This window comes from Lapidilactobacillus luobeiensis (genome assembly GCF_024345205.1).
Taxonomy (GTDB): Bacteria; Bacillota; Bacilli; order Lactobacillales; family Lactobacillaceae; genus Lapidilactobacillus; species Lapidilactobacillus luobeiensis.
In genome coordinates this window covers 106,283-130,827 of sequence record NZ_BROC01000002.1, presented here as the reverse complement: position 1 = coordinate 130,827, position 24,545 = coordinate 106,283, and the positions used below count along the sequence as shown (strand labels likewise).

Here is a 24,545-nt window from a genome sequence, read left to right as displayed (position 1 = left end):
TTGCGAAAATTTAGCCAACTCGGCGACCCTGTTCAAATGACGGAAAGGAAAATCAACCCTTAGCCTTATTCAGATTGGCGCAAATTATGATAGAATTTAGACAGTAAGTATTATAGGAGGTTAATCATGAAATTCAAAAGTATCTTATCTGGTCTATTAACAGCTTGGGTCATCGTCTTTTGCGGTCTGACCATTATCTCAGCTTTATATGGTGCCATGAATATTCCGGTTTTCAGCTTCGCCATCATCGCCTTGGCTGGCTTGGTCCTATTAGTTGTGACTCGACGTTCGATGCGCCGCGACAACAAGGCCACAGATGGCTTCAACGAACCCATTAGCAAGAAAATGTTGGCTCATTACCAACAAGCCGGTTTGTCTGACGCTGAGATCGACGTTTTCCGCGAAACGATGAGTGATGCGAAGAAAGAAATCGTTGCATTGGAACAAACCATGCAAGCCGTGCCAAAATTGCGGGCCATCAATCTTAATCATGATACGATCGGTCTGACCAAAGCAATGTTCTCAGCTTTAGTCAATGAACCGGCGCGGCTTCAAGAAGCGGCTGACTTCCTTTATAAGCACCTGCCGACTAGTTTGGCTATCGCCAAGAAGTATCAAGAAATCAGCAAACATGAGATGAAAACCAGTGATACCTATGCGGTTCTCGATCGCAGCGTCGAGATGCTGGCTTCATTGAGCGAACAGATCAAGCAGGATTATCTGGATTATGTCCACGATGACGTCAGTGAGTTAGAATCAACTTTGGATGGGGTCGACAAAGAACCGGCACACCCAGATTTCAACATCACCAACGACCGTTCGATCGCCCAGATGCAAGATCAGCTCAACCAGATCCAAGCGGACTATCTCGAGGATCAACAAACTAAGGCCACCGATCAAAGCGATCATGACCCCGATCAAGCTACCCAAGACAATAAAGATGGTGAAGATAACAATGACAGATAAGCAAACCAGCGGCCAAAATCAAGATCTTTACAACGATCTACTCGCAACACCCTTCGACGCAACCGCTACTACGCCAGCGGCCAAGACACAAGCCAGCACTGATGAAGAAACGGCTTTAGCCCGGCTGACCCCTGAACAAAAAAACCAGGCCACCGCGCTGGTCAACCAAATCGACACGAAGAATCAAGCGGCCGTCCTTAATTATGGCGCCAATGCTCAGAAGCAACTCTCCGCTTTTTCGCAAACCATGCTGGATCAAGTTTCCAGTCAACAAACTGGTGAGATCGGCAATGTCTTGACGGATTTGATGTATCGCCTTAACGAGGCCAATCCCAGCGAATTGGAAGCGGAGAACAACAATGTCTTCCGTAAACTATTCGGCAAAGTTCGCCGCTCGGTCTATGAACTGACCGCAAAATATCAAAAAATCGGCGCGCAGATCGATACGATCGGCGTAAAACTAGACCATCAGAAAAATGATCTCCTCGTCGATAACAAAATGCTGGACGGTCTTTATCAACAGAACAAGGCTTACTTTGACGCCTTGAACGTTTACATCGCCGCCGGTAAGGTCAAACTCAATCAGCTTGAGCAAGAAGAGATCCCCACCCTTTTGGCCAAGGCCGAGGCTTCAGGTGATCAGATGACGGTTCAAGAGGCCAATGACCTTAAACAATTTGCCGATCGCTTGGAGAAGCGGACCCATGATCTAGAATTGGCGCGCCAGATCACCATCCAGCAGGCCCCACAGATTCGGTTGATCCAAGGGACCAACCAAGCGCTAGCGGAAAAGATCCAGGCCTCGATCAATACCGCGATCCCATTATGGAAGAACCAAGTCGCGATCGCCCTCACCCTCTTGCGTCAAAAAGATGCCGTGACCGCGCAACGCCAAGTCTCGCAAACGACCAACGATCTTTTGACCAAGAACTCAGAGATGTTGAAGATCTCCGCGATCGAGACCGCCAAGGAGAACGAGCGTGGTGTCGTCGATATCGAAACGCTGCAGAAGACTCAAAACGATCTGATCGAGACCTTGCAACAAACCCTGAAGATCCAACAAGATGGTCGCAAGAAACGTCAGGCGGCCGAAGTCGAATTGGGCAAAATGGAAGAAGAACTCAAACAACATTTATTGGCTTATAGTCATGGTGAGACCACCAGTGATTATCGGACGCGCAAAACCGTTGATCCGCTGGCCGATCTAAAGATCGACCATCAAAATAACGACGATTCGAAGACGAATTAGCGTCAGTCATCTCTTGATAATTCAGAATAGAAAGGCGACGTCACTGTCAAAAGCGACGCCGCTTTTTTGATCTAATTTCTAGCGGTAAGATCACACCGGCTCAGTTCTCCAAGGTTGCTGATTTTACACTGTTTGGCGGCGGTGCTTCAACCAACGATACCCCGTTAAGATCGTGGCCACCAAACTCAGAACGATCGAAATGATAAAAGTGACCTTCATGCCGTAAATAAAGGTTGCAGGATGCTGCGGCAAATAAGTGGTGACGTGGCGCCCCAACTGTTGGCTCATTGCCGAAAACAGGATCGTCGTCGCAAAAGTGATCCCGATCACCATTCCCAACTCCCGCGCCAACCCATTGATCCCGCCGGCCATGCCCAGATCTTTGGTGGCGACAGAACTCATCACGATCGTATTATTTGGCGCCTGAAAAAGGCCATTGCCGAAACCGACCAAACCGACAAACGCGGTGAACAGCCATAACGGGCTTTGCAGATCCGTCAAGAAATAGCCGATCTGACTGACCGTGATCAAAACCAGCCCCCAGAAGGTCAAACTTTCCGGTCCGATCCGATCCGAGATCGAACCAGCGATCGGCGCGACCAATACTTGGATGATCGGGAAAACCATCAATAAGTAACCAGAAGTATTGGCCGCTAACCCCCGCGCGTTTTGTAAGTAGAACGGCGCGATCACGTTGAAAATAAAGTTGACCACAAAAATCATCAAAGCAGTCAATAAGCTCAGTGAGAAATCAATATTTTTGAAGATCGTCAGACGTAGCATGGGTTCCGGCGTCCGACGCTCATGATGAAAGAAAATAATCAACGCGAGCACGGCCAATAATAACAGACCGATCACGGCCCAATGACTGTAACCAATGTCTTGACCGATAAAGATCCCGCCAAAGAGTCCTAGGATCGCCACCGCAAAAGAAATCGTCCCTAACCAATCGATCCGCGCCGGTGTTTTAGATAGATCCGCTGGCAAAACAAAGATGCCTAAGATAAACGTCAAGATGCCCACAGGAACATTGATCCAGAAAATATTGCCCCAATACCATTTTGCTAAGATCAGCCCACCGATGCCTGGCCCGGCAATGCTCCCCAAAGAGACGAAACTGCCGATCCAACCCAGCGCCTTGCCCCGTTCGTTCAGGGGAAATACTTCTGTAATAATGCCATTGTTCGTACTCATGGTCATCGCCGCGCCCAAAGCCTGGATCACCCGACCGACCAAGAGTAAGCTCAGCCCTTGATTGAAACCTGAAAGCAATGAACCGCCGATAAATAAGATCGTGCCCAAACGAAAAATACGGATCTTTCCGAAAATATCGCCTAATTTTCCGAAAAACAGCAATAAGGCGCAGATCATCATCAAGTAGACCGAAACGATCCATTCCGCCTGATTCATCGGAATAGCCAGATCTTTGCTAATGGTCGGCAACGCGATATTCACAATACTGGCATCCAAGGTCGCCATAAAGGTAAACATCCCGACCGCCGTTAAAATCAACCAACGCTTGGCTTGGACCCGCGGATCATTTAAATAATTCTTGTTCATTGATCGTTCACTCCACTATTCTTTCTAAATTTACACGAACCGGCCATTTTGACTGGTGACCAGCCGCGAAACGGCTGTCCTGAAGTCGACCTAAAGTGGCCATCTAGCCATGAGCGTCTACTACTTACCGCTAGACTCCCTAGTTAAGACAAAATAAAAGGCTGTGTCAATCAATCTGCTTTGACTCAGCCTTTTACAATATTTATCTTTTCGTTGGTTATAGTTTAAACCCAGAAAAGCAAAATTGCAAAAGCAATTTTGTTTTTTCAATAAGAGTTCAAAATTCTGAAATCTTTTCTGAAAATCAATTCGTCTTCCGCTCAAAACCTGCAGTTATGGCCTCAGGAAATTCGTGACGAACAATCTGGGCACAATCCGCACAAAATGTTGGTAATTCAGCATCTTGGCCGACGCTGGTCAGCGTCTTGCGACAGCGTTCGCAAACATCGCCGGTCGCATGGGCAACGACGATCGCAAAGTCAGTGAACGCAGTAGCAGTATCTGGCGCCGCTGCCTTGTCACTACTGCTGATCGTCAACTGTGAAACGATCAATAGTTCGGCTAAATCATCAGCCAGATCGGTCAAAACGGGACGAAAGGCAGCTGTGGGATAAAGCGTCACGTGCGCTTCTAAAGACTTGCCGATCAGTTTTTCGTTCCGGGCAACTTCCAATGCACGATGGACCCCATCACGGAAAGTCATGATCACCGTCCACTTATCCAATAAGGTCTGTTCGGCTGCGCTGACGGTCGCCACTGGCATCTCTGCCAATTGAACGTATTGCTCCGGTTCCGCCAAATAAGACCAGATCTCTTCGCTGGTGTGTGGCAAAATCGGTGTCAATAACTTCGTCAGCGTCACTAACGCCTGATAGATCACAGTTTGCATCGCCCGACGACTAGGATCGTTCGCCGCTTTGATATAAACCACATCTTTAGCGAAATCTAAGTAGAACGCGGACAGATCGTTGACTAAGAAATTATTGATCTGTTTGAAGACTGTCGCAAAGTCAAGCTCATCATAAGCGTTGATCGCTTGGGCATTGACTTGGTGCAAACGAGCCAGCAAGAAACGATCGACTTCCCGCATCGCCGCCGTCGGCACTGAATCCTTCTGCACATCAAAATCCGCGACATTAGCTAGCATAAAGCGGAAAGTATTTCTGATCTTCCGATAAACTTCAGACATCTGCCGCAGGATCTCCATTGAGACTGCCACATCAGAACTACTGTCCACTGAAGCCACCCAGAGCCGGATGATCTCTGCACCCATTTGTCTGAAAATATCATTAGGATCGATCACATTGCCCAATGACTTGCTCATTTTATGACCTTTATCATCTAAAACGAAGCCTTGTGACATGATCTGACGATAAGGTGCTTGTCCGGTTGTCGCCATACTGGTGATCAAACTGGAGTTGAACCAACCGCGATACTGATCGGAACCTTCAATGATCAAATCAGCAGGGAAACTCAATTCTGGCCGCGTCTGTAAAACCGCACGATGAGACGACCCTGAATCGAACCAAACATCTAAAATATCTTTTTCCTTGGTGAATTCACCATTTGGTGAGCCTGGATGGGTAAAGCCGGCTGGTAAAAGTTCCTTGGCTGTTTTTTCAAACCAAATGATCGATCCGTGCTTTTCAAAAAGATCAGCGACATGGGCGATCGTTTCTGGCGTAATGATCGCTGTGCCATCTTCCGCGTAAAAGATCGGTAGTGGTAAACCCCAGGCCCGTTGTCGAGAAATGACCCAATCGCCGCGATCACGGATCATATTATAAAGTCGTGTCTGGCCCCAATCCGGCTTGAACTTCACATCTTTGATCGCCGCTAAGATCTGATCACGGAACGCGTCGATCGACGCAAACCATTGGCTGGTCGCTCGGAAAATAACTGGCTTTTTCGTCCGCCAATCATGAGGGTAACTATGAGTAAAGAAACTTAATTTCAGTAAGGCACCTTTTTTAGTTAGTGCTTCCGTGACTAATTTATTGGCATCATCATAAAAAACACCAGTGAATCCAGGCGCGTCAGCTGTCATTTTCCCTTGCGCGTCAACCACGGAAAGAACCGGCAAATGATACTTCGAGCCGGCGTTAAAGTCGTCTGCCCCATGTCCTGGTGCAGTATGGACAAGGCCAGTCCCATCATCGAGAGTAACATGGTTGCCCAAGATGACCAGTGATGTCCGCTCATACAGGGGATGCTGCACTGTAATAAATTCTAAGTCGGCGCCTTTGACGGTCTTGAGCGTTTCAACATTCTCAAAACCTAATGCTGCTTGAACGGCCGCTAAACGTTCCGTTGCAAAAACGTATTTGTGCCCATCTGCCAAAACAACGCTGTAATCAAAACGTGGATTGACACAGATCGCCTCATTGGCCGGGATCGTCCACGGCGTTGTCGTCCAAATGACCAGCGACGTGTCATCAGTCAGGACGCCCTTGCCATCAACCACTTTGAAAGCCACATAGATCGACGGCGATTTGATATCATGATACTCGATCTCCGCCTCAGCAAGTGTTGATTCAGAAGAAGGTGACCAATAAACAGGCTTTTTCCCCTTGTAGATGTAGCCTTTCGCGGCCATTTCCCCAAACAAGCGGATTTCTTCCGCTTCAAATTTTGGTTGCAACGTGATGTAAGGATGGTCCCAATCGCCAGCCACCCCTAGCCGCTTGAAACCAACGCGTTGCTTATCGATCTCCTCTAAGGCAAACTTGCGACATAATTCCAAGTAATCGACCAAAGGCATTTTGCGGCGATCGATCCCCTTTTTAGTCAATTGTTGTTCGATCGGCAAACCATGAGTATCCCAACCTGGTACATAAGGCGCGCGAAACCCGTGCATTGATTTGTAACGCACGACGATATCTTTACTGATCTTATTCAAGGCATGACCTAAATGGATATTACCATTGGCAAATGGCGGTCCATCATGAAGAATAAAGGTCGGCTTGCCTGCGTTTAATTTCTGGCGTTGCTGGTAGACCTGATTTTCTTCCCATTCATTTTGCCATTCTGGTTCTCGTTTTGGTAAATTGCCCCGCATTGGAAAAGCAGTTTTTCCTAAATGTAAGGTATCTTTGACTCGCATTCCAGTTCCTCCTTAAAACAATAAAAAAATCCCGCCTAAAATAGGACGAGATTCCCGTGGTACCACCTAAATTGAAAAGTTACCTTTTCCACTTTATTGTTGTTTTTAATTGTTCTTCCAAAGTGATGCACCATCGATCAGGGCCTGCTGAACTTGCACTGTCATCAGCTCGCTAATAAGGATCAAAGATAGTTTGGCTTTAGAATTTCACATAATAGCTATATCTTACTCGTTTTCATCAGGAAAAACAATCGTTACGCCACCATAATTTTGGTTATCTGGGATCTGATCACCAGTCGCCGTTGTTTCGGAATCACCAGTACCTTGGTTGCCATGGTTGCGGTAATGAAAAACTGGTGTATCCGTCGCTGTTTCTGGTACATCTGGCATCTCTGGAACGATTGCTTCTGGTTGTGATTTCTCAGCAAATTCTGCGGCCGGATCAACAGGACGGTTGCTTGGCGTTGTCTCTGGTGCAGGATCAGGATCAGTCGACCCAGTAGTAGGATCAGCAGGTTGCTCTGCTGACTCCGCATCCACTGATCCGCCAGCCGTTGTTCCAGTTGGTTCAGTCCGATCCGGAGGCGTTACTGGTTTAAGGGCATGATGGTCACGATCGATCGGCTGGTCTAATAACGCCCCGACCCGATTACTACTTTCCGTGCTTTTACCTAATAAAGCTTGCCATTCTGGGGTCTTGATCATTGCTAATTGGGACTCCAGCAGAACTTGCAAGCGTTGATGGAAGACCCGCGTGTCTTTCTTCAAATCATCGGTTTCGATCGTCAAATGACGAGCCCGTTCCGAAGCATCTTGTAAGATCTGATTGGAACGTTCGGTCGCTTCGGTCAGCATTTGCTTGGACTGCTTCTCAGCGTCAGTCTTGATCATATCCGCCTCATGTTGCGCGTTGTTCTTGACCCGATCCGCCGCATTCTGGGCCACGATGATCGATTGATTCAAAGCATCTTTCAAGTCAGTAAAGTAGCTGACTCTTTCTTGGCTTTCTTTCAATGATTGGGTCAATTGCTGGTTCTGTTCTTGCAAAGCTCCCAATTCTGTGGCGATCTGGGCCAAGAAAGGTTTGACTTGCTCAGGATCGAGGCCACGAAATTTGGTTTCAAAATCCTTATTTCGAATATCATCTGGTTTCAATGCCATGAAAATTCCTCCTTATCCTTGCCCCTTCAAGGGATGACGACGCAAGGTACCGATTTCCAATTTATAATGCGCTTTGCGCGTTTGACCAAGAACATTTTTCACCTGAACTCGACCAAACTTACGAACACTCAACATATCTAACAGATCAACTTGAAAATCAGGTTGACCAACGATCGTCCAATTGACTTGGACCTGCTGCGCTTCGATCAAATTCTTAGCTCGTTGTCGAGAGATATTGAATGTATCTGCAACGATCGTATCTAGACGCATCGAACTGACCACTAATGACTCTGCGACCCAATCATTGGCCGGGACCAACGTTTCAATACTGGTCAAAGGCAGGACCCGGACATTGATCGATCCGATCTTCGTGATCTGTTCCGTAAAGAAATCAGCCATGCTTGCCACACCAAAAAATTGCCAACGCTCACCATCTGTGATGATATCGCCAAACTGACTACGATCGATCCCAGAATTGATCAACGTCCCTAGGATCTTACCATGTGATAACTCCGCAAACTTCACCGGGTATTTGATCTCAAACAATCGGATCTGGTAATCCTCATTTTGCGGTTGATAATATCCTGGTGCAAAAATAACGCGTTTACGCTCGGCCTGATTATAGCCGCCCGCCTGCCAATAGCGAAAACTTTCATCAAGCTTCCCGATCACCGTTTCGATCAGGAACATCTGACGCGGATCGAGGAAATTGGTGAGAATAGGTCGATACTCATCCAACGCCTGATTCTGCCATTCGCCGATCCGCTCGATAAATGGACGCTCTTCTGGTCTAAAATGTTGAAAAACGGCACTATCCATGGCCAACACCTCCTTATTAGTGATTCCTGATCCTGATCAAGGAAGAGCAATGATCCCTGCTAAAACAAGCCTAAAAGCAACATTTCTAATTGGCCGAACGCCCATTGTACCCCAGTCACGATCAAAAGCGCGATGATCGGCGAAAAGCTCAAACCAAAAATCGAGGGTAAGATACGTTCGATCGCCTCAAATAAAGGACCGACCAACCGAGCCAAAATTTGGCCGAAACGCGAACCACGCGCGTTGGGGACCCATGACATCAGCGCGTAGATCACAATACCAGCACTATAAACACTCAGGAGAATCTCGATCAGTCTAAATAATCCAATAATAAAAGTCGTCATTCAATCAGAGTCCTTGTTCGTTTTTAAGTGTATCAGTAATGGCGCCTTCGATCTCAAACTTAGGTGGTGTACACAGGAAAATCTGTTCGCCGACCCTTTGGATCTCGCCTTTCATGGCAAAAACCGTGCCAGTCAGAAAATCAACGATCCGGCGGGCCTGGCTATCCTCGAGCTGACTAAAGTTGACGATCACGGCCTGATTTTCCAGTAGATTAGTCGCGATCTCTTTGGCATCAGCGTAGATCCGGGGCTCAAAAATCACGATTTTACGATCTAGATTGCGTCCTGCTTGATTCATCGGGACCACCTTGGCGTTACGACCTGCAGGCACGCCACTAGGTTTGAAATCGGGTACGGCCTGTTCCATTTTTTTTTCGTAATCTGTCTCATCATAGTCACCTTCGTTTGCATAATCATCATCATCTGTGATCCCGAAGAAGCGACTGAGTTTCTCAAATGCCATGATACTTCACCTCATTTTGCTTATTGACGCCGACGTTTAAAGAACGGCGGCACATCGTTATCTTCGTCCTTTTTCTCACTTTGACCCGAGTTTTGACGGGTTTGATAAACATCAAAGTCTTGCTTTTCAATATCAGCAAACTGCTGATCGACATCTTCACGCTTGCTGACGTTGGTATTCAAAATATTCCAATCCCCACCAAATTTGCCATCTTGCTGTTGGTTATCGCTATGATTGGCTGGAGCTGCCGCATTGTTGGTTTGTTGATGGTTAACTGGCGCTTGCGGACGCCGCCGCTTGCCATCCAATTCTTCGATCCCGGTTGCGATCACTGTTACCCGGACCTCATCGCCCAAGCTTTCATCGATCGCGGTCCCCCAAAGAATATTAACATCGGAGGACGCCGCGTCAGAAACGATCCCTGCGGCCGCTTCCATTTCATACAAGGATAAGTCGGGACCGCCAGTGATGTTCAGCAAAACCTTCTTAGCTCCTTGGATCGATACTTCCAGAAGCGGTGAAGAAATCGCCTTCTTCGTAGCCTCGGCGATCCGATTTTCACCATTGGCAGACCCAACTCCCATCAAGGCTGAACCTTGGTTTTTCATGACATTGGTCACATCAGCGAAGTCCAAGTTGACGATCCCTGGGGCTGTGATCAAATCAGAGATGCCTTGGACCCCTTGACGTAAAACATTATCAGCTTCATGGAAGGCTTCATTCAATGGCGTTTTCTTATCAATGATCTCCAATAGGCGGTTGTTCGAAATGATCACCAAGGTGTCCACATGCTGCTTCAGTTCAGCAATGCCTTCAGCGGCAAAACGGCTTCGATCTGGTCCTTCAAATGTGAAGGGCCGCGTAACGACACCAACGGTCAAGGCGCCGAGGTCTTTGGCGATCCGCGCGATCACTGGCGCCGCGCCGGTACCAGTACCGCCACCCATACCGCAAGTTACAAAGACCATATCTGAACCTTTTAAGGCTTCAGTCAGGACTTCTTCACTTTCTTCAGCCGCTTTCTCGCCAACCTCAGGAGTTGAGCCAGCACCAAGACCCCGAGTCAATTTAGGCCCGATCTGGATTTTGATATCCGCTTTTGATTTCGTCAAAACTTGCAGATCGGTATTGGCAGCAATAAATTGCACACCTTTGATACTTTCTTCGATCATGCGGTCAAGGGCGTTCCCACCAGCACCGCCGACACCAATGACCTTAATTACTGGTCCTGTACTTTGTTGGGGATCCATTGCAAAATCCATACGTTTTCCTCCTAAGTTTCCTATCTCATCTTAATCTTCTTAATCGCGTGACGCGTAACTCACTTACAGATCAGGCCTTGATCGGCTCAATCAAAGAAATTGCGGATAAAACTACGTAGCCCACCGCGTTTATGTTTCTTTTCCTGATGCTCCTCAGGTTCCGCCTGCGTTGCTGACGGTTGCGCTGTTTTTCGTTTTTGAGTTGGGGCAGCAAGCGGTTCTTCCGGTAAGTTCGCACTCATCGTGGCATCCAAAGCGCCGTGATTGATGACACTAGTCACCAATAGTTCGATCTCACTCAACCCTGTTGCATAGGCGATCAGGCCTAACCCGGTCGCGAAGCCGGCGTTACGTAACCCCATTTCTTGAGGTGAATAAAGTCGGACCGAAACGTTCAATAACCGTTCTACCAAAGGAACCAACGCCACGGTCTCGGCGACGCCACCGGTCAAAACGACTCCGCCAGGCAGTTCCAAAGCGCCGACCTTGGCTAAGTCATGGTCCAACCGTTCAAAGATCTGTTCAAAGCGCGCCTCAAGGATCTCTGCCAGATAGGTCTCTTCGACTAAGACCGGTTCATCTTTGCCGACTACTTCAACTGGAAACTTCTCATTAGCCGTTGTTTGGTCAGGATCCGCCACACCATAATCTCGTTTGATCTTTTCGGCATTATCAACAGACGTATTCAAAACGATCGACACGTCTTTGGTCAGATTGAGTCCACCCTCATCATCCACCGCAACATACTTCAGTTGATGATCATGGATCACATAAGCCGTTGACTGAGCACCACCCATGTCGATCAGGACTGTACCGAAATCTTGCTCACCATCATTCAGCGCCAATTGAGCCAAAGCTAATGGATTGAGCACAAAATGTTTGAGCCGCAATCCGACTTTTTCTAATACCTTACGGATATTATTGACGACGATCCGTGGGACTGAATAAACCAGTGCTTCCAACTCGATTCGCGTCGCCGACATCCCGCGCGGATCAGTCACCCCGCCTTGACCATCCACAATGAACTGTTCCGGCGTGATCGCCACGACTTCTCGTTCTGCGGGAACATTGCGTGATAAGGTCGCTGTGGCAACGTTAAAAACTTCGATCTCGCTGACTTCTTTAGGCTGCTCCGCAACAATGATCATCCCATGCGCCGGTTCGATCATCAGATCCTTTGCGGGCACACCAACAACAACTTGATCAAACTTTAAATTAGACTTGGTCTGAGCCTGTTGGACTGCGGTTCGCGTTGCGGTCACGACTTTATCGATATCCACGATCACACCGTCTTTTAGACCCTGTGACCGTTCGCTACCAACGCCGATAACATTCAATTGTCCGTTGACAGCCTCGCCAACGATCACCCGAATTGCAGTTGTCCCAATATCGAGGCCCACATATACTTGAGCTTTATCCATCCAATAAAGCCTCCTCGATTTCACATTTATTTATTATTCAAAAAATACTAGTACTCCTTAAAGTTTACCACATCAAGCCCTAGTTAATAAACTGATTTTCCTTGCCAGAACAAAGAACTTTCAACTTTTAGCAAGCGCACGACCGCTCGAGAAATAAATTCGCCTTTCACCACCAGAAAGATGAGAAAATAGTGGCATCTCGCCAGCCATTTCTGCCGTGATAATGGTCAGATCACTAAAGCGATCGGTTTTAGTCACCAGTCGCACTCACCTATTTACTGAAAGGGGTAAAAAAAGCGCCGACTTCTAGATCGACAATCCCCTTTTGTGTCGTTTGACTGACGATATTACCATAATACTTCAGCCGTTTGATCACCGTACGTGAATCGGCGATCACTTCATTACCATCATTCATATATAAATGGATCCGATAAGGATTGGCCTGGCTAGGGTCAGATTTGATCTCTGAGATCGCATTTTGGATCTGATCTGGGATCTGCGCATAAAGTTGAATGACATTGTTCAAGGCTGTCCCTGGTGTAAATCCGGCATAAACCGGAAAATTGCCGATTGGTTTATTCATTAGCTGCGAATCTAATTTCCCGTTGGCGAAGATGCGTTGATAGCCATCCTTCTTGGCAAAAAAACCAACCGTCGGCTCCTCTTTGACGCGAAGCTCGATTTTATTCCAATTGGTCAAAATCACCGTCACTGATCGCAAAGCTGGCAATTCTTGTTTCAACCGTTGTTCCAGCTTGCGCCGCGTGGCAACGGTCAGCAACACATTGCTCTCAGTATTCAACTGACTGGCATCGATCACATCTTGGGCGGCGGTGATCTCCACACCCTTCACTGAGACGGTCGCGATCCGCGCATAAGGTGAAATATAATAACCTAAACCAACCAAACCAGTCCCAAAAATCAAGAAAATCAGCAATAAGCGCCAGGCGATTCTCAAGGTTTGGTGACGGTGATATTGCGGTAATTTTTTCGTGACCGGCCGGGGCCGCTTTTTTTTCTGCCGCTGGGCGGTCTTGGTTTTGAAATCCTCCCAAGTCTTGATTGCAGAGTTGGGGTCCGTCTGTGCGATCCCTGATTTTCCATTGTTTGAAGCGATGGCCCCCACCTCCTTAATTTGCTTGAGTTGATCATCAATTTGACTTACTTATGATCGAATCAGCGTTTGGCGCTGATCAGATCTAGCATGACCTCGATCAAACGATCCGCCGCATCTGGCGTCGCCATTCTTAACGCAGCTTGATGCATTTGTTGCCACTCTTCCGAATCCAATAAAATATGGTCGGCCGTGGCGACCAAAGAGCGACCATTCAATTCGACCTCGGGCAATAATAACGCCGCCTGCTGGTCAACAAGATAGCTGGCATTATGATTTTGATGATCATGCGTGACATAGGGACTAGGTACTAAGATCGAAGGGATCCCTAAAGCGGTGACTTCAGCTAACGTCGTCGCGCCACTTCGCCCACATAAAACCGAGATCTCCGGTAAGATATCACTCAAATTGTCCAAGTAAGGTACGATCTTGATATTGGTTTTTTCAGTCAAGGGTCCCACTTGATCGTTGACGTCATTGAAAAGCGCACGCCCTGTCACAAAAAGGAGTTGATATGATTTTTCCGAGAACTCCGGGATCGCCGCCACAGCAGCCTTATTCAAAGGTTCCGCGCCGCGACTGCCGCCAACGATCAACAAGGTCTGCAGATCCGTCCGCAAGCCTAATCCGGCTAATAGTCCCTGCGGCTGTAAGTTGGCGACTGCCTGAGCGCGTGGATTGCCTGTTTTGACCAATTTCTTTTTCTCAGAGAACTGATGGGCCGCTTCTGGGAAAACATAGGCGATTCGATCGACATAATGACCTAAGAATTTATTGGATAAACCTGCAATCGAATTTTGTTCATGGATCACAGTCGGGATATGCATGCGACTGGCCACATAAACCACCGGCGCGCAAACATAGCCGCCGGTCCCGACAACGATATCTGGTTGAAACTCCTTGATCAATGCTTTCGCGCGACTTAAGCTGCGCCGAAACTTCGTGATCGTCTGAAAATTATCTAAAGTCAATTTGCGCCGAAAGCCTTGGATCTCGATCGTTTCAAAAGGGATCCCCGCTTTCGTCACGATGCTGGCTTCTAGACCATTGGCGGTGCCAACATAAAGGACTTCATCTAACAAATGTCGTTCCTGAAGCCGTTGGATCAAAGCCAGCGCTGGATAAATATGTCCACCAGTGCCACCACCGGAAATCATTAATCTCATGCTTCTGTCTCCTCTGTTTTTCCGGTAAGTTGCGTCACAGTCTTAATGAAAAGATCGCCGCGTTGCTCAAAAGTCTTGAACTGATCCCAGCTAGCTGCTGCTGGCGATAACAAAACCACTTCATTAGGTCGTGATAACGCCACAGCCTGTTTAGTGGCCGCGACCAGATCAGACACTTGCACGATCTCTTTGATCCCCGCTGCCGTACCAGCGGCCTTCATCAAATCAGACGTTTTTCCATAAAGAACCAACGCCCGCACATGCTGACGCATCAATGGCGCTAACGCTTCAAAGGTGAAACCACGATCCAGGCCGCCAGCGATCAAGACCAAGGGTTGGTCAAAGCTTTGTAAGGCCACCGTGGTCGCTTCGATATTAGTCGCCTTAGAATCATTATAGAAACGCCGACCTTGCCATTCCTCAACAAATTGGATCCGATGTCTAACGCCGGCGAAAGTACGTAACACCTCTCGGATCGCCTGATTGCTGACCCCTTTTAGTTTAGCGACTGCGACCGCCGCTAACGCGTTTTCAACATTGTGTTGTCCCGGGATCTTGATGATCGCTACTGGACAGATCACTTCCCCGCGGAAATAGATCTGCCCATCTTGAACATAGCTCCCGGCCTTGCTTTTACCTAACCGCGAGAAAGGAACCACTTGTCCCTTGGTCCGTTGGCTAAGTCGTTGCCATTCATTACTGTCCCAATTGACAACAAAATAATCAGTAGCAGTCTGATTTTTGATCAGATTCATTTTAGCTTCCACGTAATTATGCCGATTGCCATGATAATCTAAATGGGCCTCGTAAATATTAGTCAAGACAGCGATATGTGGGCGTAACGAGGTGATCCCTAAAAGTTGAAAGCTGGACAATTCTGTAACCATCGTCTGATCAGGTGTGATCTTCTGGGCCACTTCTGTCGCGGGGATCCCAATATTACCGGCGACAAAAGCCTTCGTTGTCGTCTGATCCTGATTCAACATCAATTCGATCAAAGTCGTTGTCGTCGTCTTCCCGTTTGAACCGGTGATCCCGATCAATTCACCTGACAAGATCTCATAAGCTAGTTCTGGCTCAGTAATGATCGGCAAATGTAATTCCTGAGCTCGTTGGACCATCGGGTTCGTATAAGGGATCCCGGGATTTTTGACCATCAAGCTGAAATCCTCATCCAAAAGTTCCACCGGATGAGAACCAGAAATGACCCGGATCCCAGCCTCGACCAACTGTTGGGCATGGGGACTTTCATCTAGAGGTTGCCGATCGTTCACTGTCACGAAGGCGCCTAATTTGTGGAGCAATAAAGCGGCGTGCAGTCCGCTTTTGGCCAGACCTAGAACAAGTATTTTCTTATTTTGATACGTGGTGATTTCTTTCATATTAATCGAGACCCTTCTCATTCCAACTCAATCATTACCTAAAACTAAACGGTCAAATCATACTTTGCCGTATTAAAAAACAAAAAACAATAAATAAGCACCGGCGCTTAATAAACCGACGGCCCAAAACACCAAAACGACCTTGCGCTCAGACCAGCCACTCATTTCAAAATGGTGATGGATCGGGGTCATCTTGAAGATCCGTTTGCCGCGTAGCTTAAAGGAACCGACTTGCAAGATCACCGAGGCCGTTTCCAAAACGAACACTAGCCCGATCAGCAATAATGACCAAGGTCGCTGTAACAGGATCGAGATCACGGCCAAGCCGCCGCCTAAGGCCAAGGAACCAACATCACCCATAAAGATCTGTGCCGGTAAGTGATTGAACAAAAGAAAACCAACTAACGCGCCCGCCACAGCGTAACAGATCACCCCAAGAGACATTTGGTTTTCATGGAAAGCAATCAGTCCATAAGTGAAATAAGCAATCACACCTAAGCCGCCGACCAAACCATCTAACCCATCAGTTAAGTTGACCGCATTGGAAAAGCCGACTAGCCAAACACCGACGAATAACGCAAAGACGATCACCGAGTGACTGACCCCGATCCCGGGAAAAGCCAGACCTTGTTCTGGCCGATCACTCAAATAGATCCAAACGAAAATGATCGCGGTCAAGATCTGCGCTAATAATTTCTGCCAGGCCGTTAAACCCATGTTCCGCTTTTTTAGCAGTTTGATACCATCGTCCGCAAAACCGATCGCGCCATAAAGCACGATCACCAGTACAAATAACCAAACTTGCGTCTGCAACTGATGGGTCATGGCTGCGCCCACTAACACGACGATAATGATCGCACTAAGAAAAACCAAGCCACCCATAATTGGCGTGCCGGTTTTCTTCATGTGCCATTTCGGCCCCTCACCACGAATTTGTTGGCCCTCATCGTGATCGCGCTGATAGTGAATAAACATGGGTAAGAACAAGACGGTCAATGCGAATGCACTGAGCGCGCTAAGCAATGGAAATATCATCATTTACTCTCTTCCTATTATGGCTCTGCCAATTTGATAACGATCTGTTGGCCGGCGGTGATCACCGCCCCGGCTTTCAGACTCTGACTAGTGACGTAACCATCACCGGCAAACTTAAAGTCGCCACCAGTTATCTCTGCTAATTTTAACACATCATTTTTAGACCAGCCAACTACATTTGGCATGGTCATCGCTCCCTCGGTCAGAAGCACCACCCGTTGCTTGGCGATCACCTTGGCGCCAGCCACTGGTAACTGCTGAACGATCTTCGAACCATTGCCCACTTTAGTAACGGTCAGACCTTGATCCTGAGCGTTTTTGATCGCGGTTTCGGTGGCCATCCCAGTCAACTTGCCCATCGTGATCGAATTTTCATCAATATCAGCGCTTGTGGTGCGATATTTCAGCGCGCGTTTCATCAGCGGATTGAAGATCTCCGATAAAATCGTTTCCGCTGCCGCTTTGGTAGTATCGGGCTGTTTAGCGGTCACATAAAGAATATATTCTGGATCATCCGCCGGCGCGATCCCCGCTACCGAGTAAATATAATCATTGCTGCCGGTCAAGTAACCACCCTTGCTACTGGCGATCTGAGCCGTCCCTGTTTTGACCGCGATTTGATTCTCGTACCCAGCGATCTGGTAAGCGTGACCGGTCCCATAATCTGCGGTAACGACCTCTTTCATCGCCGCGATCACTTGTTTTGCCGTGTCTGCGCTGATCGGTGTACCCAAGACTTTTTTTTGATAGCGCGTGACTTTACCTTGATTATCAACCAATTTGCTAACGATCTGTGGCTGTAACATCTGGCCTTGATTGGCGATCGCGCTGAGATAAGTCATCATCTGGACCGCAGTCACATTGACAGCCTGACCAAAAGAAGTGATTGCCCGGTCTAAGGCAGTATTGACTTGTAAATTACCACTGGCCTCGTTCGGTAAAAGGATCCCCGTTTTTTGACCGACGCGGAACTTCGTCAAATATTGCTCCCACAGATCGGCGCCTAATAATTGCTCGATGTGGACGGCACCAGTGTTACTTGAACGGGGGATCACTTGTGAGTAAGGGATCGTGCCCCACCCATTGATATTCCAGTCATGGATCGTCGCCCCGCCAACCGTGACCGCGCCTGAGCGATAAGTCGCATTCGGCGTATATTTGCCAGCATCGATCGCCGCCGCTAACAAAAGAACCTTGAAAACTGACCCGGGTTCATAGGTGTCTTCAACCAGACTATCCCGCCATTGCGCGGTCAACCCCTGTTTTGTAGCCGCATTGAAGGTGGGACGTTGTGAGGCAGCAACGATCTCGCCAGTTTTGGCATTCATCAAAATCGCGTTGAGTTCGGTCGGTTTGTATTTATCTTGAGCATCCTGCATCAATTGCTCCAAATAACTTTGTAGCCGCGAGTCCAACGTCAAATAAACATCGGCGCCATCTTGAGCCTTTTTGGTGACCCGCTTAGTCCCTGGTAACTGATAACCATAACTATTCAATTTAGCGACTTGCCGGCCGTTGGTCCCAGTCAATTGCTGATTGAAATATTTTTCGATTCCGATCAGACCGGTCAATTGTTGCGTGCTCTGCTTATCTTTTTGGTCGGTAGTCGTTTTTAGCTGAGCCAAACCAACGATATGTGACGCGAAAGTCCCATTGGGATACAGTCGTGATGGCGTTTCTGTGAAATCGATCCCCGGCAATTTCTCCGCTTCGATCTTTTGTTTCACGTCTAAACTTAAATTGCGACCTGCCGAACCAAATTCAACTTGAAAACCGTCCTTGCTTAGATATTGCTGCAATTGTTCTGTGGTCAATTTAAGATATTTACTGAGTACCTGGGCTGTTTTGGCCTTATCCTTGACGTAGAGTGGCCGCCCTGCTGTGGTGACTTGACTTTGGTCTAAGACCGCGTAGATCGTGTAGACGTTTGAATCTTCCGCAACGACATTACCGTTAATATCATAGATCGTCCCGCGTCGCGCTTTGATCACTTGGTTTTGACTATATTTCTTTTGCGTGCGCTGCGTCAGATCGACTTGGCCCACATGCCCACTACCAGCAATATAACCAAAACGGATAACAAAAAGCAGGAGAACGACTGTCATCAACGCGATCAAGACCAACCCGATCACCACTCGATTATTTTTCGTTCTCCTACTATTCGAATGTCGTTGTCCCCGCCCACTCATTTGGTCATATTCCTAACATTGGCATCATTGAAGCTCAGCCCATTCTTCTTGGCGTAAGCTGCTAAGCGATCAGAACTCCCCAGTTCCCCGATCTCCTGTTGCAGATCAACACTGCTGGTTTTAACTTGACTGATCTTAGTTTGGATATCTTGCAACTGACGCTGGTTGCTAGCGATCCCCACACTAGTGTGGACTAGAAAGATCATCAAGCTCAAGACCGCGGCACAAGCGCACACAGCCAATAACCGCTCCAAAATCGAGAAACGAACTTTGTGCGAGGATTCTGGCGCACTAACAGGCGTTTCGATGGTCGGAGTGGCGCTGGGCATTACTTCTGGTTGTAATTTTTTAACTGTATTATCATTCATTTTTTAAAACCCCAATGTTTTTATTTCAACGAGATGATCAGTTTCACGCTTTAAAAGCGGACCCTTTCGGCGATCCGTAAACGGGCGCTGTGGGCACGATGATTGGCCGCGAGTTCTTCTTGCTGTGGCACGATCGGTTTCCGATTGACTAATTTCAAAGTTGGCTGTAATTCCGGTGGGATCACAGGCAACCCTGCTGGTAACTCGACCTCCGCATATTTTTTCATGGTTTGTTTAACGATGCGATCTTCTAAAGATTGGAACGTGATCACACTCAGACGACCATGGAGATCCAATAATGCGATCGCCTGCTCAAGGCTATCCGTCAATGCCCCTAATTCGTCATTAACAGCGATCCGGATCGCCTGAAAAGTACGTTTAGCGGGATGGCCACCTGTTCGTCGAGTAGCCGCAGGGATCGCGTTTTTGACCAATTCGGCCAATTGAGTCGTAGTGGTGATCGGCGCCAATGCCCGCTCACGTTCGATCGCCCGGGCGATCGGTTTGGCAAACTTTTCATCGCCGTAACGACTGATCACCCGAACCAGATCCTGATAGGGCCATTGATTGATCACGATCGCCGCGGTCAATTCCTGACTCTGATCCATCCGCATATCCAAGGGCGCCGTTTGTTTGTAACTAAAACCCCGTTGGCCTAAATCTAATTGTGGTGATGAGACCCCCAGATCGTAGAGGATCCCGTCAACGTGAGTGATCCCATACTGTACCAGAGCCGCTTGCATTTGCCGAAAATTCGCATGGATCAAGGTGACCCGCTCTGGCTCTTGAAAAGTGGGATCTGTCTTCAAGAGTTCTTGCCCATTTGCTAGCGCCATTTCGTCTTGATCGAAAGCAAAAACGCGGCCACCATGAAACCGACTCAGCAATTCCCGGGTATGACCACCACCACCAAAAGTCGCATCGACATAGATGCCTTGATCATGCGGCGCAACGCCCGTGACGGTCTCCCGCAATAAAACAGTTTGATGTTTAAACACGATCTTCCTCCTATTGTCGATCGACTTTTTTATAGGTCAAAATCCATTAAGTTCTCTGAGATCTCATCGAAGTTTTCGCTTGCTTGTTCATTAAAGGTCGTCCAACGCGCTTCGTCCCAAATCTCGATCCGATCAGAAACACCAACGATCACACAATTCTTGGACAACTGCGCGTAAGCCAGCAGAGGTTTAGCAATGTTGATCCGACCTTGTTTATCAAACTCTTGCTCTGTCGCCGCCGCATAGAAAAAGCGGACAAACGAGCGAGCGTCTTTTTTGGTCAGGGGCAACTGATCCAGTTTGGCCTCAAGAATTTGCCACTTCGCCATTGGATAACCAAACAGACAGCCATCCATGCCGCGGGTCAAAACAAAAGCGTCGCCTAATTCAGCCCGGAATTTTGCAGGCATGATCACGCGCCCTTTGGTATCCAAGTTATGATGAAATTCACCCATCAACATTGCTTCACCCCCGATCTTTCTTAAAGTTTACCACATTCCCCCACTATTAACCACCTGGATCCACCAATCCCCCACATTTTTATGAGCACAAAAAAAGCCCTATTATCAAGGGCTTAGCAAGTTATCCGGCACTTCGTAACCGTTTTTTAATAATTTATTCAGAAACCGGTTTCATAAACCGTGCCATTCCTCGCTTAATGACTCGATACCCAGATCAAAATGAACCCATACCAAATCAAGGCGATCACCAAATAAAAGTCCCAGAGCTTACTGAAAAATTCGCGTAAAACCAAATCGTTTTTAACATAAACCAAATAAACCGCATAAAGTAACGCCCAGGTACATACAGCGATCAAACTATACGCCCAAGTCCGCGGGATCTTGATACTTTCCGCCAATAATTCCGTGGCAATGGTCAATACTGGTGGCAACAAAAAATAAAAGCGCAAACGATGATCGCCCCAGCGGCGCAAGAGGATCATTATCAGTAAACCGAGGATAACGGCGATCCAAGGTAGGGTCAAGCCTAAGGTCATAGCAAGCTTTGCAGTCATTAAAGCGGTCCTTTCGATAAACAGTCATTGAATTTTGCAGCGTTTTTAGGTAGAATAACGTTAATATGTTAGCAAATGGGGTGTCGATTTGAAAGAAAAGAAAAAGACGAGTACGTTTAGCAAAATCACCAAAGTTTTTGTTTGGTTGATGATCATCATTACACTTGCCGGTGCCGTCTTCGGTGCGATCAGCTCATTAGGGATCTTTTAGGCCAGCGGGATCATTGGTTTCATTTTACCGCAAAATCGATTTTTTCGCAGTATAATTCGAATCCCGCCTGTCTCGCTGGAACTAAGAGCGCTTTTCTTCAAGAATAGTCCCGATGGTTGCCGTCAGCGATATTTTGCCGGCGCAATGATCTTTCCCTTAGCCGCGCCACAATCCTGATCGAAAAAATAAAACGACTGCTCATCGCGCCAGCCATAATGGCGGGCAAATGAGCAGTCGTTTTTTTGATGATGCCTGATGATCCGCTCATAGCGATCGATCGGTCTGCCCTAGATCAAGCGACCCTAAAGATTACGCTGAACCAATTGTGGGATCAACCCGATCAGCAACCAGATCACGACCAACCCAAGGATCGCGTTGGCAATAAAACTACCGCCGTTGATCACCAAGGAATAGACCCAAGCTGATTGCCCCTTAGGCGCATATGACCCCCAGAAGAAAACGCCAGAAATGTAATGAACGGTGTATTTAGCGAGATCCCCGATCAAAAAGCCTAGAAAGGCCCAAGCCACCGCCATTTTTCGTTGATCATTTTTGAGGGCGCGATCAACTTGCGGTTTGACTACACCGATCAAGCCAGCCAGCGCAAAGGGGACAGGATAATCCAAAATGATCTGGATCGGGTGGAGCAAGGAACCACTACCACGCAGCCACATGTCTAAAAGCCCCCAGATCAAGCCAGCGATCATCCCAGGAACAACACCGCGGCGGTAACAATAAATCGCGATTGGGATCAGCCCATAGGCAAGTTGGATCGAAGAAACACCCAGATCATGGGGGACATAGGTCAAAGCCATTGCTAAGCCAGCAAAGATCGCCCCTTCGACCATTGTTTTGAGCCGTTCATTTTGTTGCATAAAAAAACTCCTCCTTCGAGACATGACCATCAACAAAGTGGAGTTTTCACTCCATCACAATTCCTACGCGTGTACTGACACAACAGGTTCAAGGGTCTGATCCGAAATCACTCTCAGCTAATTGAAGCTCCCCTTTGTGATGGCATATTCGATTTTTAGTTACTTTATTATTAAAACGGTTTTCCCAGCCATTGTCAAGAATCAAAGTGCGGAGCGAGCCGGGTTGCTTGTGAGCATTAGCCTAACAATTGTTTTGGAAGTGCACCTTACTTCCGGAACAATTGTGTAGCTAAGCGCAACAAGCAGGCTCGCGCAGCACGTTTCGGTCAAAGTGCACAGCACAACGGGTCACGGTTTCTCAACACATTCAGTGTCAGCGATGGTACCGGGGAATTTCTGCCGATCCGCTGCGGTGATCGCCCGCAGAACTCGACAAGGACTTCCCACCGCAACCACATCAGCAGGTAGATCCTTGGTTACCACGCTACCTGCGCCGACCACCGTGTTCGCACCGATCGTGACTCCTGGTAAAACAACCGTATTGGCGCCTAACCAGACATTCTCGCCTAAATGGATCGCCCCGTTATATTGTAACTGGTCGCGCCGTAAACTAGGGTCGATCGGATGGGTCCCGGAGCAAAGGACCACATTGGGCCCCAATAACACATAGTCTTCGATCGTGATCGGAGCATCATCGACCAAGGTCAAATTAAAGTTGGCATAGACATGCTCGCCGACCGTTACATACTTACCACCCCAATTGGCATGAAAAGGGGTCTCAAGGTAACTTGTTGAACCAAAATGGGCAAACATCTGTTGTAACAAAGCGGCTTTTTCAGTCCGCCGGCTCGGTGGTAACTGATTATATTGAAACAACTGGTCCAGACAAACCGCCTGTTCCGCAAGCAGCTGCGGGTCTTCACAAAGATAAAGCTCCCCGCTGGCCATTCGGCGTTTGATTTCCGTTAAATCCATCGTCACTTTTTAAACTCCTGTCTGATTCATCACAGCGGTCAATCGATTTTGATGGCCAGATCTTGTTTGAACCATTTCTCGCTCAAACGACTGATCGTGCCGTTCCGGCTTAGTTTAGCCAGGGCTGCATTGAGCCGTTGCCGTAATTTAGTATCGGATTGACGTAATCCGATCGCAAAAGTCTCAGCCGGATAACCACCACTGATGATCCGATATTGATTAGGATCTTTTTGCTGGCGAATATAATAACCAGCATAGATACTATCTCCGACTATACCTTGAATCCGTCCGGCCTGCAAATCCAAAAAAGCCGTATTGAAATTCTCATAAAGCACGGCGCTATGATCAGCGACGATGTTCTTCAAAACTTGAGGCTGACCATCGAACAGGGTTTGGCCTGAGGAACCATTTTGGACCCCGACTTTCTTATCTTTCATCGCCGTAAAAGTCTTGATTCCCGCCGCTCTTTCTGTCACCAAAACCTGTTGATTACGTAAGTATGGATCTGAAAACGCCACTTCTTTTTCCCGTTGCTTGGTTTTTGTATAACCGTTCCAGATCAAATCGATCGTGCCATTCTTCAATTCAGTTTCTTTCATGTTCCAGTCGATCGCTTGAAACGCTATTTTTTGATCCAATTCGCGCCCAACAGCCTTAGCCAGATCAATGTCGAACCCGGCCAAACTACCATCTTTTTTCTGAAAACCCATTGGCACGAAGGTGTCGTCTAACCCAATGATCAGGGTACTGCCAGCCTGATCGACGGCGTTGAGATCACGAACGGAACTACAACCACTTAGGCTGAGCACTGATCCTAACAGCAGCCCCATTAATAGCAATGATTTCTTCAAACGCATAATTTTCCCTCC

24 protein-coding genes are annotated in these 24,545 nt (G+C 47.7%); 3 read left to right on the top strand and 21 right to left on the bottom strand.

Going from position 1 to position 24,545, the window contains the following annotated elements:
• The first annotated feature begins 126 nt into the window (after positions 1-126).
• Together OCU21_RS01610 and OCU21_RS01605 are read left to right on the top strand one after the other, a co-directional pair.
• Complete coding sequence (locus OCU21_RS01610) at positions 127-966, top strand: 5-bromo-4-chloroindolyl phosphate hydrolysis family protein (protein ID WP_261805748.1); 840 nt, start codon at positions 127-129, stop codon at positions 964-966.
• Entirely contained in the window at positions 956-2,215 is a 1,260-nt protein-coding gene (locus OCU21_RS01605; protein WP_373875447.1) for a toxic anion resistance protein, read from the top strand. Before OCU21_RS01610 ends, OCU21_RS01605 begins: the two co-directional genes overlap by 11 nt.
• Before the next feature lie 123 nt (positions 2,216-2,338).
• Here OCU21_RS01605 and OCU21_RS01600 read toward each other — a convergent pair whose 3' ends face one another.
• The 18 genes from OCU21_RS01600 to OCU21_RS01515 all read right to left on the bottom strand — a co-directional run bounded on the left by OCU21_RS01600 (position 2,339) and on the right by OCU21_RS01515 (position 21,615).
• On the bottom strand, positions 2,339-3,775 hold the full coding sequence (locus OCU21_RS01600; RefSeq protein ID WP_261805746.1) for an MFS transporter: 1,437 nt from the start codon (positions 3,773-3,775) through the stop codon (positions 2,339-2,341).
• A 304-nt stretch (positions 3,776-4,079) separates the two neighbouring features.
• A complete protein-coding gene (gene ileS, locus OCU21_RS01595) occupies positions 4,080-6,878 on the bottom strand; it encodes an isoleucine--tRNA ligase (RefSeq protein WP_261805745.1) in 2,799 nt (932 codons plus the stop codon).
• Positions 6,879-7,103: 225 nt separating this feature from the next.
• Positions 7,104-8,039 carry a DivIVA domain-containing protein gene (locus OCU21_RS01590; RefSeq protein ID WP_261805744.1) on the bottom strand — a complete coding sequence of 312 codons (936 nt, stop codon included), beginning with the start codon at positions 8,037-8,039 and terminating at the stop codon, positions 7,104-7,106.
• 12 nt (positions 8,040-8,051) lie between these two features.
• Positions 8,052-8,858: a YlmH family RNA-binding protein gene (locus OCU21_RS01585; RefSeq protein WP_261805743.1), complete on the bottom strand. Its 807-nt coding sequence runs from the start codon at positions 8,856-8,858 to the stop codon at positions 8,052-8,054.
• 59 nt (positions 8,859-8,917) lie between these two features.
• Entirely contained in the window at positions 8,918-9,202 is a 285-nt protein-coding gene (locus OCU21_RS01580; RefSeq protein WP_261805742.1) for a YggT family protein, read from the bottom strand.
• A gap of 4 nt (positions 9,203-9,206) precedes the next feature.
• Positions 9,207-9,665 carry a cell division protein SepF gene (locus OCU21_RS01575; RefSeq protein WP_261805741.1) on the bottom strand — a complete coding sequence of 153 codons (459 nt, stop codon included), beginning with the start codon at positions 9,663-9,665 and terminating at the stop codon, positions 9,207-9,209.
• 20 nt (positions 9,666-9,685) lie between these two features.
• Positions 9,686-10,927: a cell division protein FtsZ gene (gene ftsZ / locus OCU21_RS01570; RefSeq protein ID WP_261805740.1), complete on the bottom strand. Its 1,242-nt coding sequence runs from the start codon at positions 10,925-10,927 to the stop codon at positions 9,686-9,688.
• 86 nt (positions 10,928-11,013) lie between these two features.
• Positions 11,014-12,348 (bottom strand): cell division protein FtsA, encoded by a 1,335-nt coding sequence (gene ftsA, locus OCU21_RS01565; protein WP_261805739.1) that lies wholly within the window; start codon positions 12,346-12,348, stop codon positions 11,014-11,016.
• 120 nt (positions 12,349-12,468) lie between these two features.
• Positions 12,469-12,606 (bottom strand): hypothetical protein, encoded by a 138-nt coding sequence (locus tag OCU21_RS01560; RefSeq protein WP_261805738.1) that lies wholly within the window; start codon positions 12,604-12,606, stop codon positions 12,469-12,471.
• Between the two features lie 13 nt (positions 12,607-12,619).
• On the bottom strand, positions 12,620-13,474 hold the full coding sequence (locus OCU21_RS01555) for a cell division protein FtsQ/DivIB (protein WP_261805737.1): 855 nt from the start codon (positions 13,472-13,474) through the stop codon (positions 12,620-12,622).
• 50 nt (positions 13,475-13,524) lie between these two features.
• Positions 13,525-14,628, bottom strand: coding sequence for an undecaprenyldiphospho-muramoylpentapeptide beta-N-acetylglucosaminyltransferase (gene murG, locus OCU21_RS01550; RefSeq protein WP_261805736.1), 1,104 nt, complete (start codon positions 14,626-14,628; stop codon positions 13,525-13,527).
• Positions 14,625-16,010, bottom strand: coding sequence for a UDP-N-acetylmuramoyl-L-alanine--D-glutamate ligase (gene murD / locus OCU21_RS01545; protein ID WP_261805735.1), 1,386 nt, complete (start codon positions 16,008-16,010; stop codon positions 14,625-14,627). Before murD ends, murG begins: the two co-directional genes overlap by 4 nt.
• Positions 16,011-16,082: 72 nt before the next feature.
• A complete protein-coding gene (mraY, locus tag OCU21_RS01540) occupies positions 16,083-17,048 on the bottom strand; it encodes a phospho-N-acetylmuramoyl-pentapeptide-transferase (protein ID WP_261805734.1) in 966 nt (321 codons plus the stop codon).
• Between the two features lie 14 nt (positions 17,049-17,062).
• Positions 17,063-19,234 (bottom strand): penicillin-binding protein, encoded by a 2,172-nt coding sequence (locus OCU21_RS01535; protein WP_261805733.1) that lies wholly within the window; start codon positions 19,232-19,234, stop codon positions 17,063-17,065.
• On the bottom strand, positions 19,231-19,602 hold the full coding sequence (gene ftsL / locus OCU21_RS01530) for a cell division protein FtsL (RefSeq protein ID WP_261805732.1): 372 nt from the start codon (positions 19,600-19,602) through the stop codon (positions 19,231-19,233). Before ftsL ends, OCU21_RS01535 begins: the two co-directional genes overlap by 4 nt.
• Before the next feature lie 50 nt (positions 19,603-19,652).
• Positions 19,653-20,600: a 16S rRNA (cytosine(1402)-N(4))-methyltransferase RsmH gene (gene rsmH / locus OCU21_RS01525; protein ID WP_261805731.1), complete on the bottom strand. Its 948-nt coding sequence runs from the start codon at positions 20,598-20,600 to the stop codon at positions 19,653-19,655.
• Positions 20,601-20,629: 29 nt separating this feature from the next.
• Entirely contained in the window at positions 20,630-21,061 is a 432-nt protein-coding gene (mraZ, locus tag OCU21_RS01520) for a division/cell wall cluster transcriptional repressor MraZ (protein ID WP_261805730.1), read from the bottom strand.
• A gap of 194 nt (positions 21,062-21,255) precedes the next feature.
• Positions 21,256-21,615 carry a DUF3397 family protein gene (locus OCU21_RS01515; protein ID WP_261805729.1) on the bottom strand — a complete coding sequence of 120 codons (360 nt, stop codon included), beginning with the start codon at positions 21,613-21,615 and terminating at the stop codon, positions 21,256-21,258.
• Between the two features lie 88 nt (positions 21,616-21,703).
• Here OCU21_RS01515 and OCU21_RS01510 point away from each other — a divergent pair, with 88 nt between their 5' ends.
• A complete protein-coding gene (locus OCU21_RS01510; protein ID WP_261805728.1) occupies positions 21,704-21,826 on the top strand; it encodes a DUF4044 domain-containing protein in 123 nt (40 codons plus the stop codon).
• Between the two features lie 302 nt (positions 21,827-22,128).
• On the opposite strand, the gene thiT is transcribed toward OCU21_RS01510, so the two are convergent.
• The 3 genes from thiT to OCU21_RS01495 form a co-directional block, all read right to left on the bottom strand.
• The gene (thiT, locus tag OCU21_RS01505) at positions 22,129-22,701 is read right to left on the bottom strand and encodes an energy-coupled thiamine transporter ThiT (RefSeq protein WP_261805727.1); all 573 of its coding nucleotides are present in this window, start codon (positions 22,699-22,701) and stop codon (positions 22,129-22,131) included.
• 348 nt (positions 22,702-23,049) lie between these two features.
• Positions 23,050-23,676, bottom strand: coding sequence for a sugar O-acetyltransferase (locus tag OCU21_RS01500; protein WP_261805796.1), 627 nt, complete (start codon positions 23,674-23,676; stop codon positions 23,050-23,052).
• A 38-nt stretch (positions 23,677-23,714) separates the two neighbouring features.
• On the bottom strand, positions 23,715-24,533 hold the full coding sequence (locus OCU21_RS01495; protein WP_261805726.1) for an amino acid ABC transporter substrate-binding protein: 819 nt from the start codon (positions 24,531-24,533) through the stop codon (positions 23,715-23,717).
• Between the last annotated feature and the right edge of the window lie 12 nt (positions 24,534-24,545).

Excerpts from the sequence above, each read along its gene's own strand:
- OCU21_RS01610 (WP_261805748.1), top strand. The coding sequence starts at position 127 with ATGAAATTCAAAAGTATCTTATCTGGTCTATTAACAGCTTGGGTCATC.
- OCU21_RS01605 (WP_373875447.1), top strand. The coding sequence starts at position 956 with ATGACAGATAAGCAAACCAGCGGCCAAAATCAAGATCTTTACAACGAT.
- OCU21_RS01600 (WP_261805746.1), bottom strand. The coding sequence starts at position 3,775 with ATGAACAAGAATTATTTAAATGATCCGCGGGTCCAAGCCAAGCGTTGG.
- ileS (WP_261805745.1), bottom strand. The coding sequence starts at position 6,878 with ATGCGAGTCAAAGATACCTTACATTTAGGAAAAACTGCTTTTCCAATG.
- OCU21_RS01590 (WP_261805744.1), bottom strand. The coding sequence starts at position 8,039 with ATGGCATTGAAACCAGATGATATTCGAAATAAGGATTTTGAAACCAAA.
- OCU21_RS01585 (WP_261805743.1), bottom strand. The coding sequence starts at position 8,858 with ATGGATAGTGCCGTTTTTCAACATTTTAGACCAGAAGAGCGTCCATTT.
- OCU21_RS01580 (WP_261805742.1), bottom strand. The coding sequence starts at position 9,202 with ATGACGACTTTTATTATTGGATTATTTAGACTGATCGAGATTCTCCTG.
- OCU21_RS01575 (WP_261805741.1), bottom strand. The coding sequence starts at position 9,665 with ATGGCATTTGAGAAACTCAGTCGCTTCTTCGGGATCACAGATGATGAT.
- ftsZ (WP_261805740.1), bottom strand. The coding sequence starts at position 10,927 with ATGGATTTTGCAATGGATCCCCAACAAAGTACAGGACCAGTAATTAAG.
- ftsA (WP_261805739.1), bottom strand. The coding sequence starts at position 12,348 with ATGGATAAAGCTCAAGTATATGTGGGCCTCGATATTGGGACAACTGCA.
- murG (WP_261805736.1), bottom strand. The coding sequence starts at position 14,628 with ATGAGATTAATGATTTCCGGTGGTGGCACTGGTGGACATATTTATCCA.
- murD (WP_261805735.1), bottom strand. The coding sequence starts at position 16,010 with ATGAAAGAAATCACCACGTATCAAAATAAGAAAATACTTGTTCTAGGT.
- mraY (WP_261805734.1), bottom strand. The coding sequence starts at position 17,048 with ATGATGATATTTCCATTGCTTAGCGCGCTCAGTGCATTCGCATTGACC.
- OCU21_RS01535 (WP_261805733.1), bottom strand. The coding sequence starts at position 19,234 with ATGAGTGGGCGGGGACAACGACATTCGAATAGTAGGAGAACGAAAAAT.
- ftsL (WP_261805732.1), bottom strand. The coding sequence starts at position 19,602 with ATGAATGATAATACAGTTAAAAAATTACAACCAGAAGTAATGCCCAGC.
- mraZ (WP_261805730.1), bottom strand. The coding sequence starts at position 21,061 with ATGTTGATGGGTGAATTTCATCATAACTTGGATACCAAAGGGCGCGTG.
- OCU21_RS01515 (WP_261805729.1), bottom strand. The coding sequence starts at position 21,615 with ATGACTGCAAAGCTTGCTATGACCTTAGGCTTGACCCTACCTTGGATC.
- thiT (WP_261805727.1), bottom strand. The coding sequence starts at position 22,701 with ATGCAACAAAATGAACGGCTCAAAACAATGGTCGAAGGGGCGATCTTT.
- OCU21_RS01500 (WP_261805796.1), bottom strand. The coding sequence starts at position 23,676 with ATGGATTTAACGGAAATCAAACGCCGAATGGCCAGCGGGGAGCTTTAT.
- OCU21_RS01495 (WP_261805726.1), bottom strand. The coding sequence starts at position 24,533 with ATGCGTTTGAAGAAATCATTGCTATTAATGGGGCTGCTGTTAGGATCA.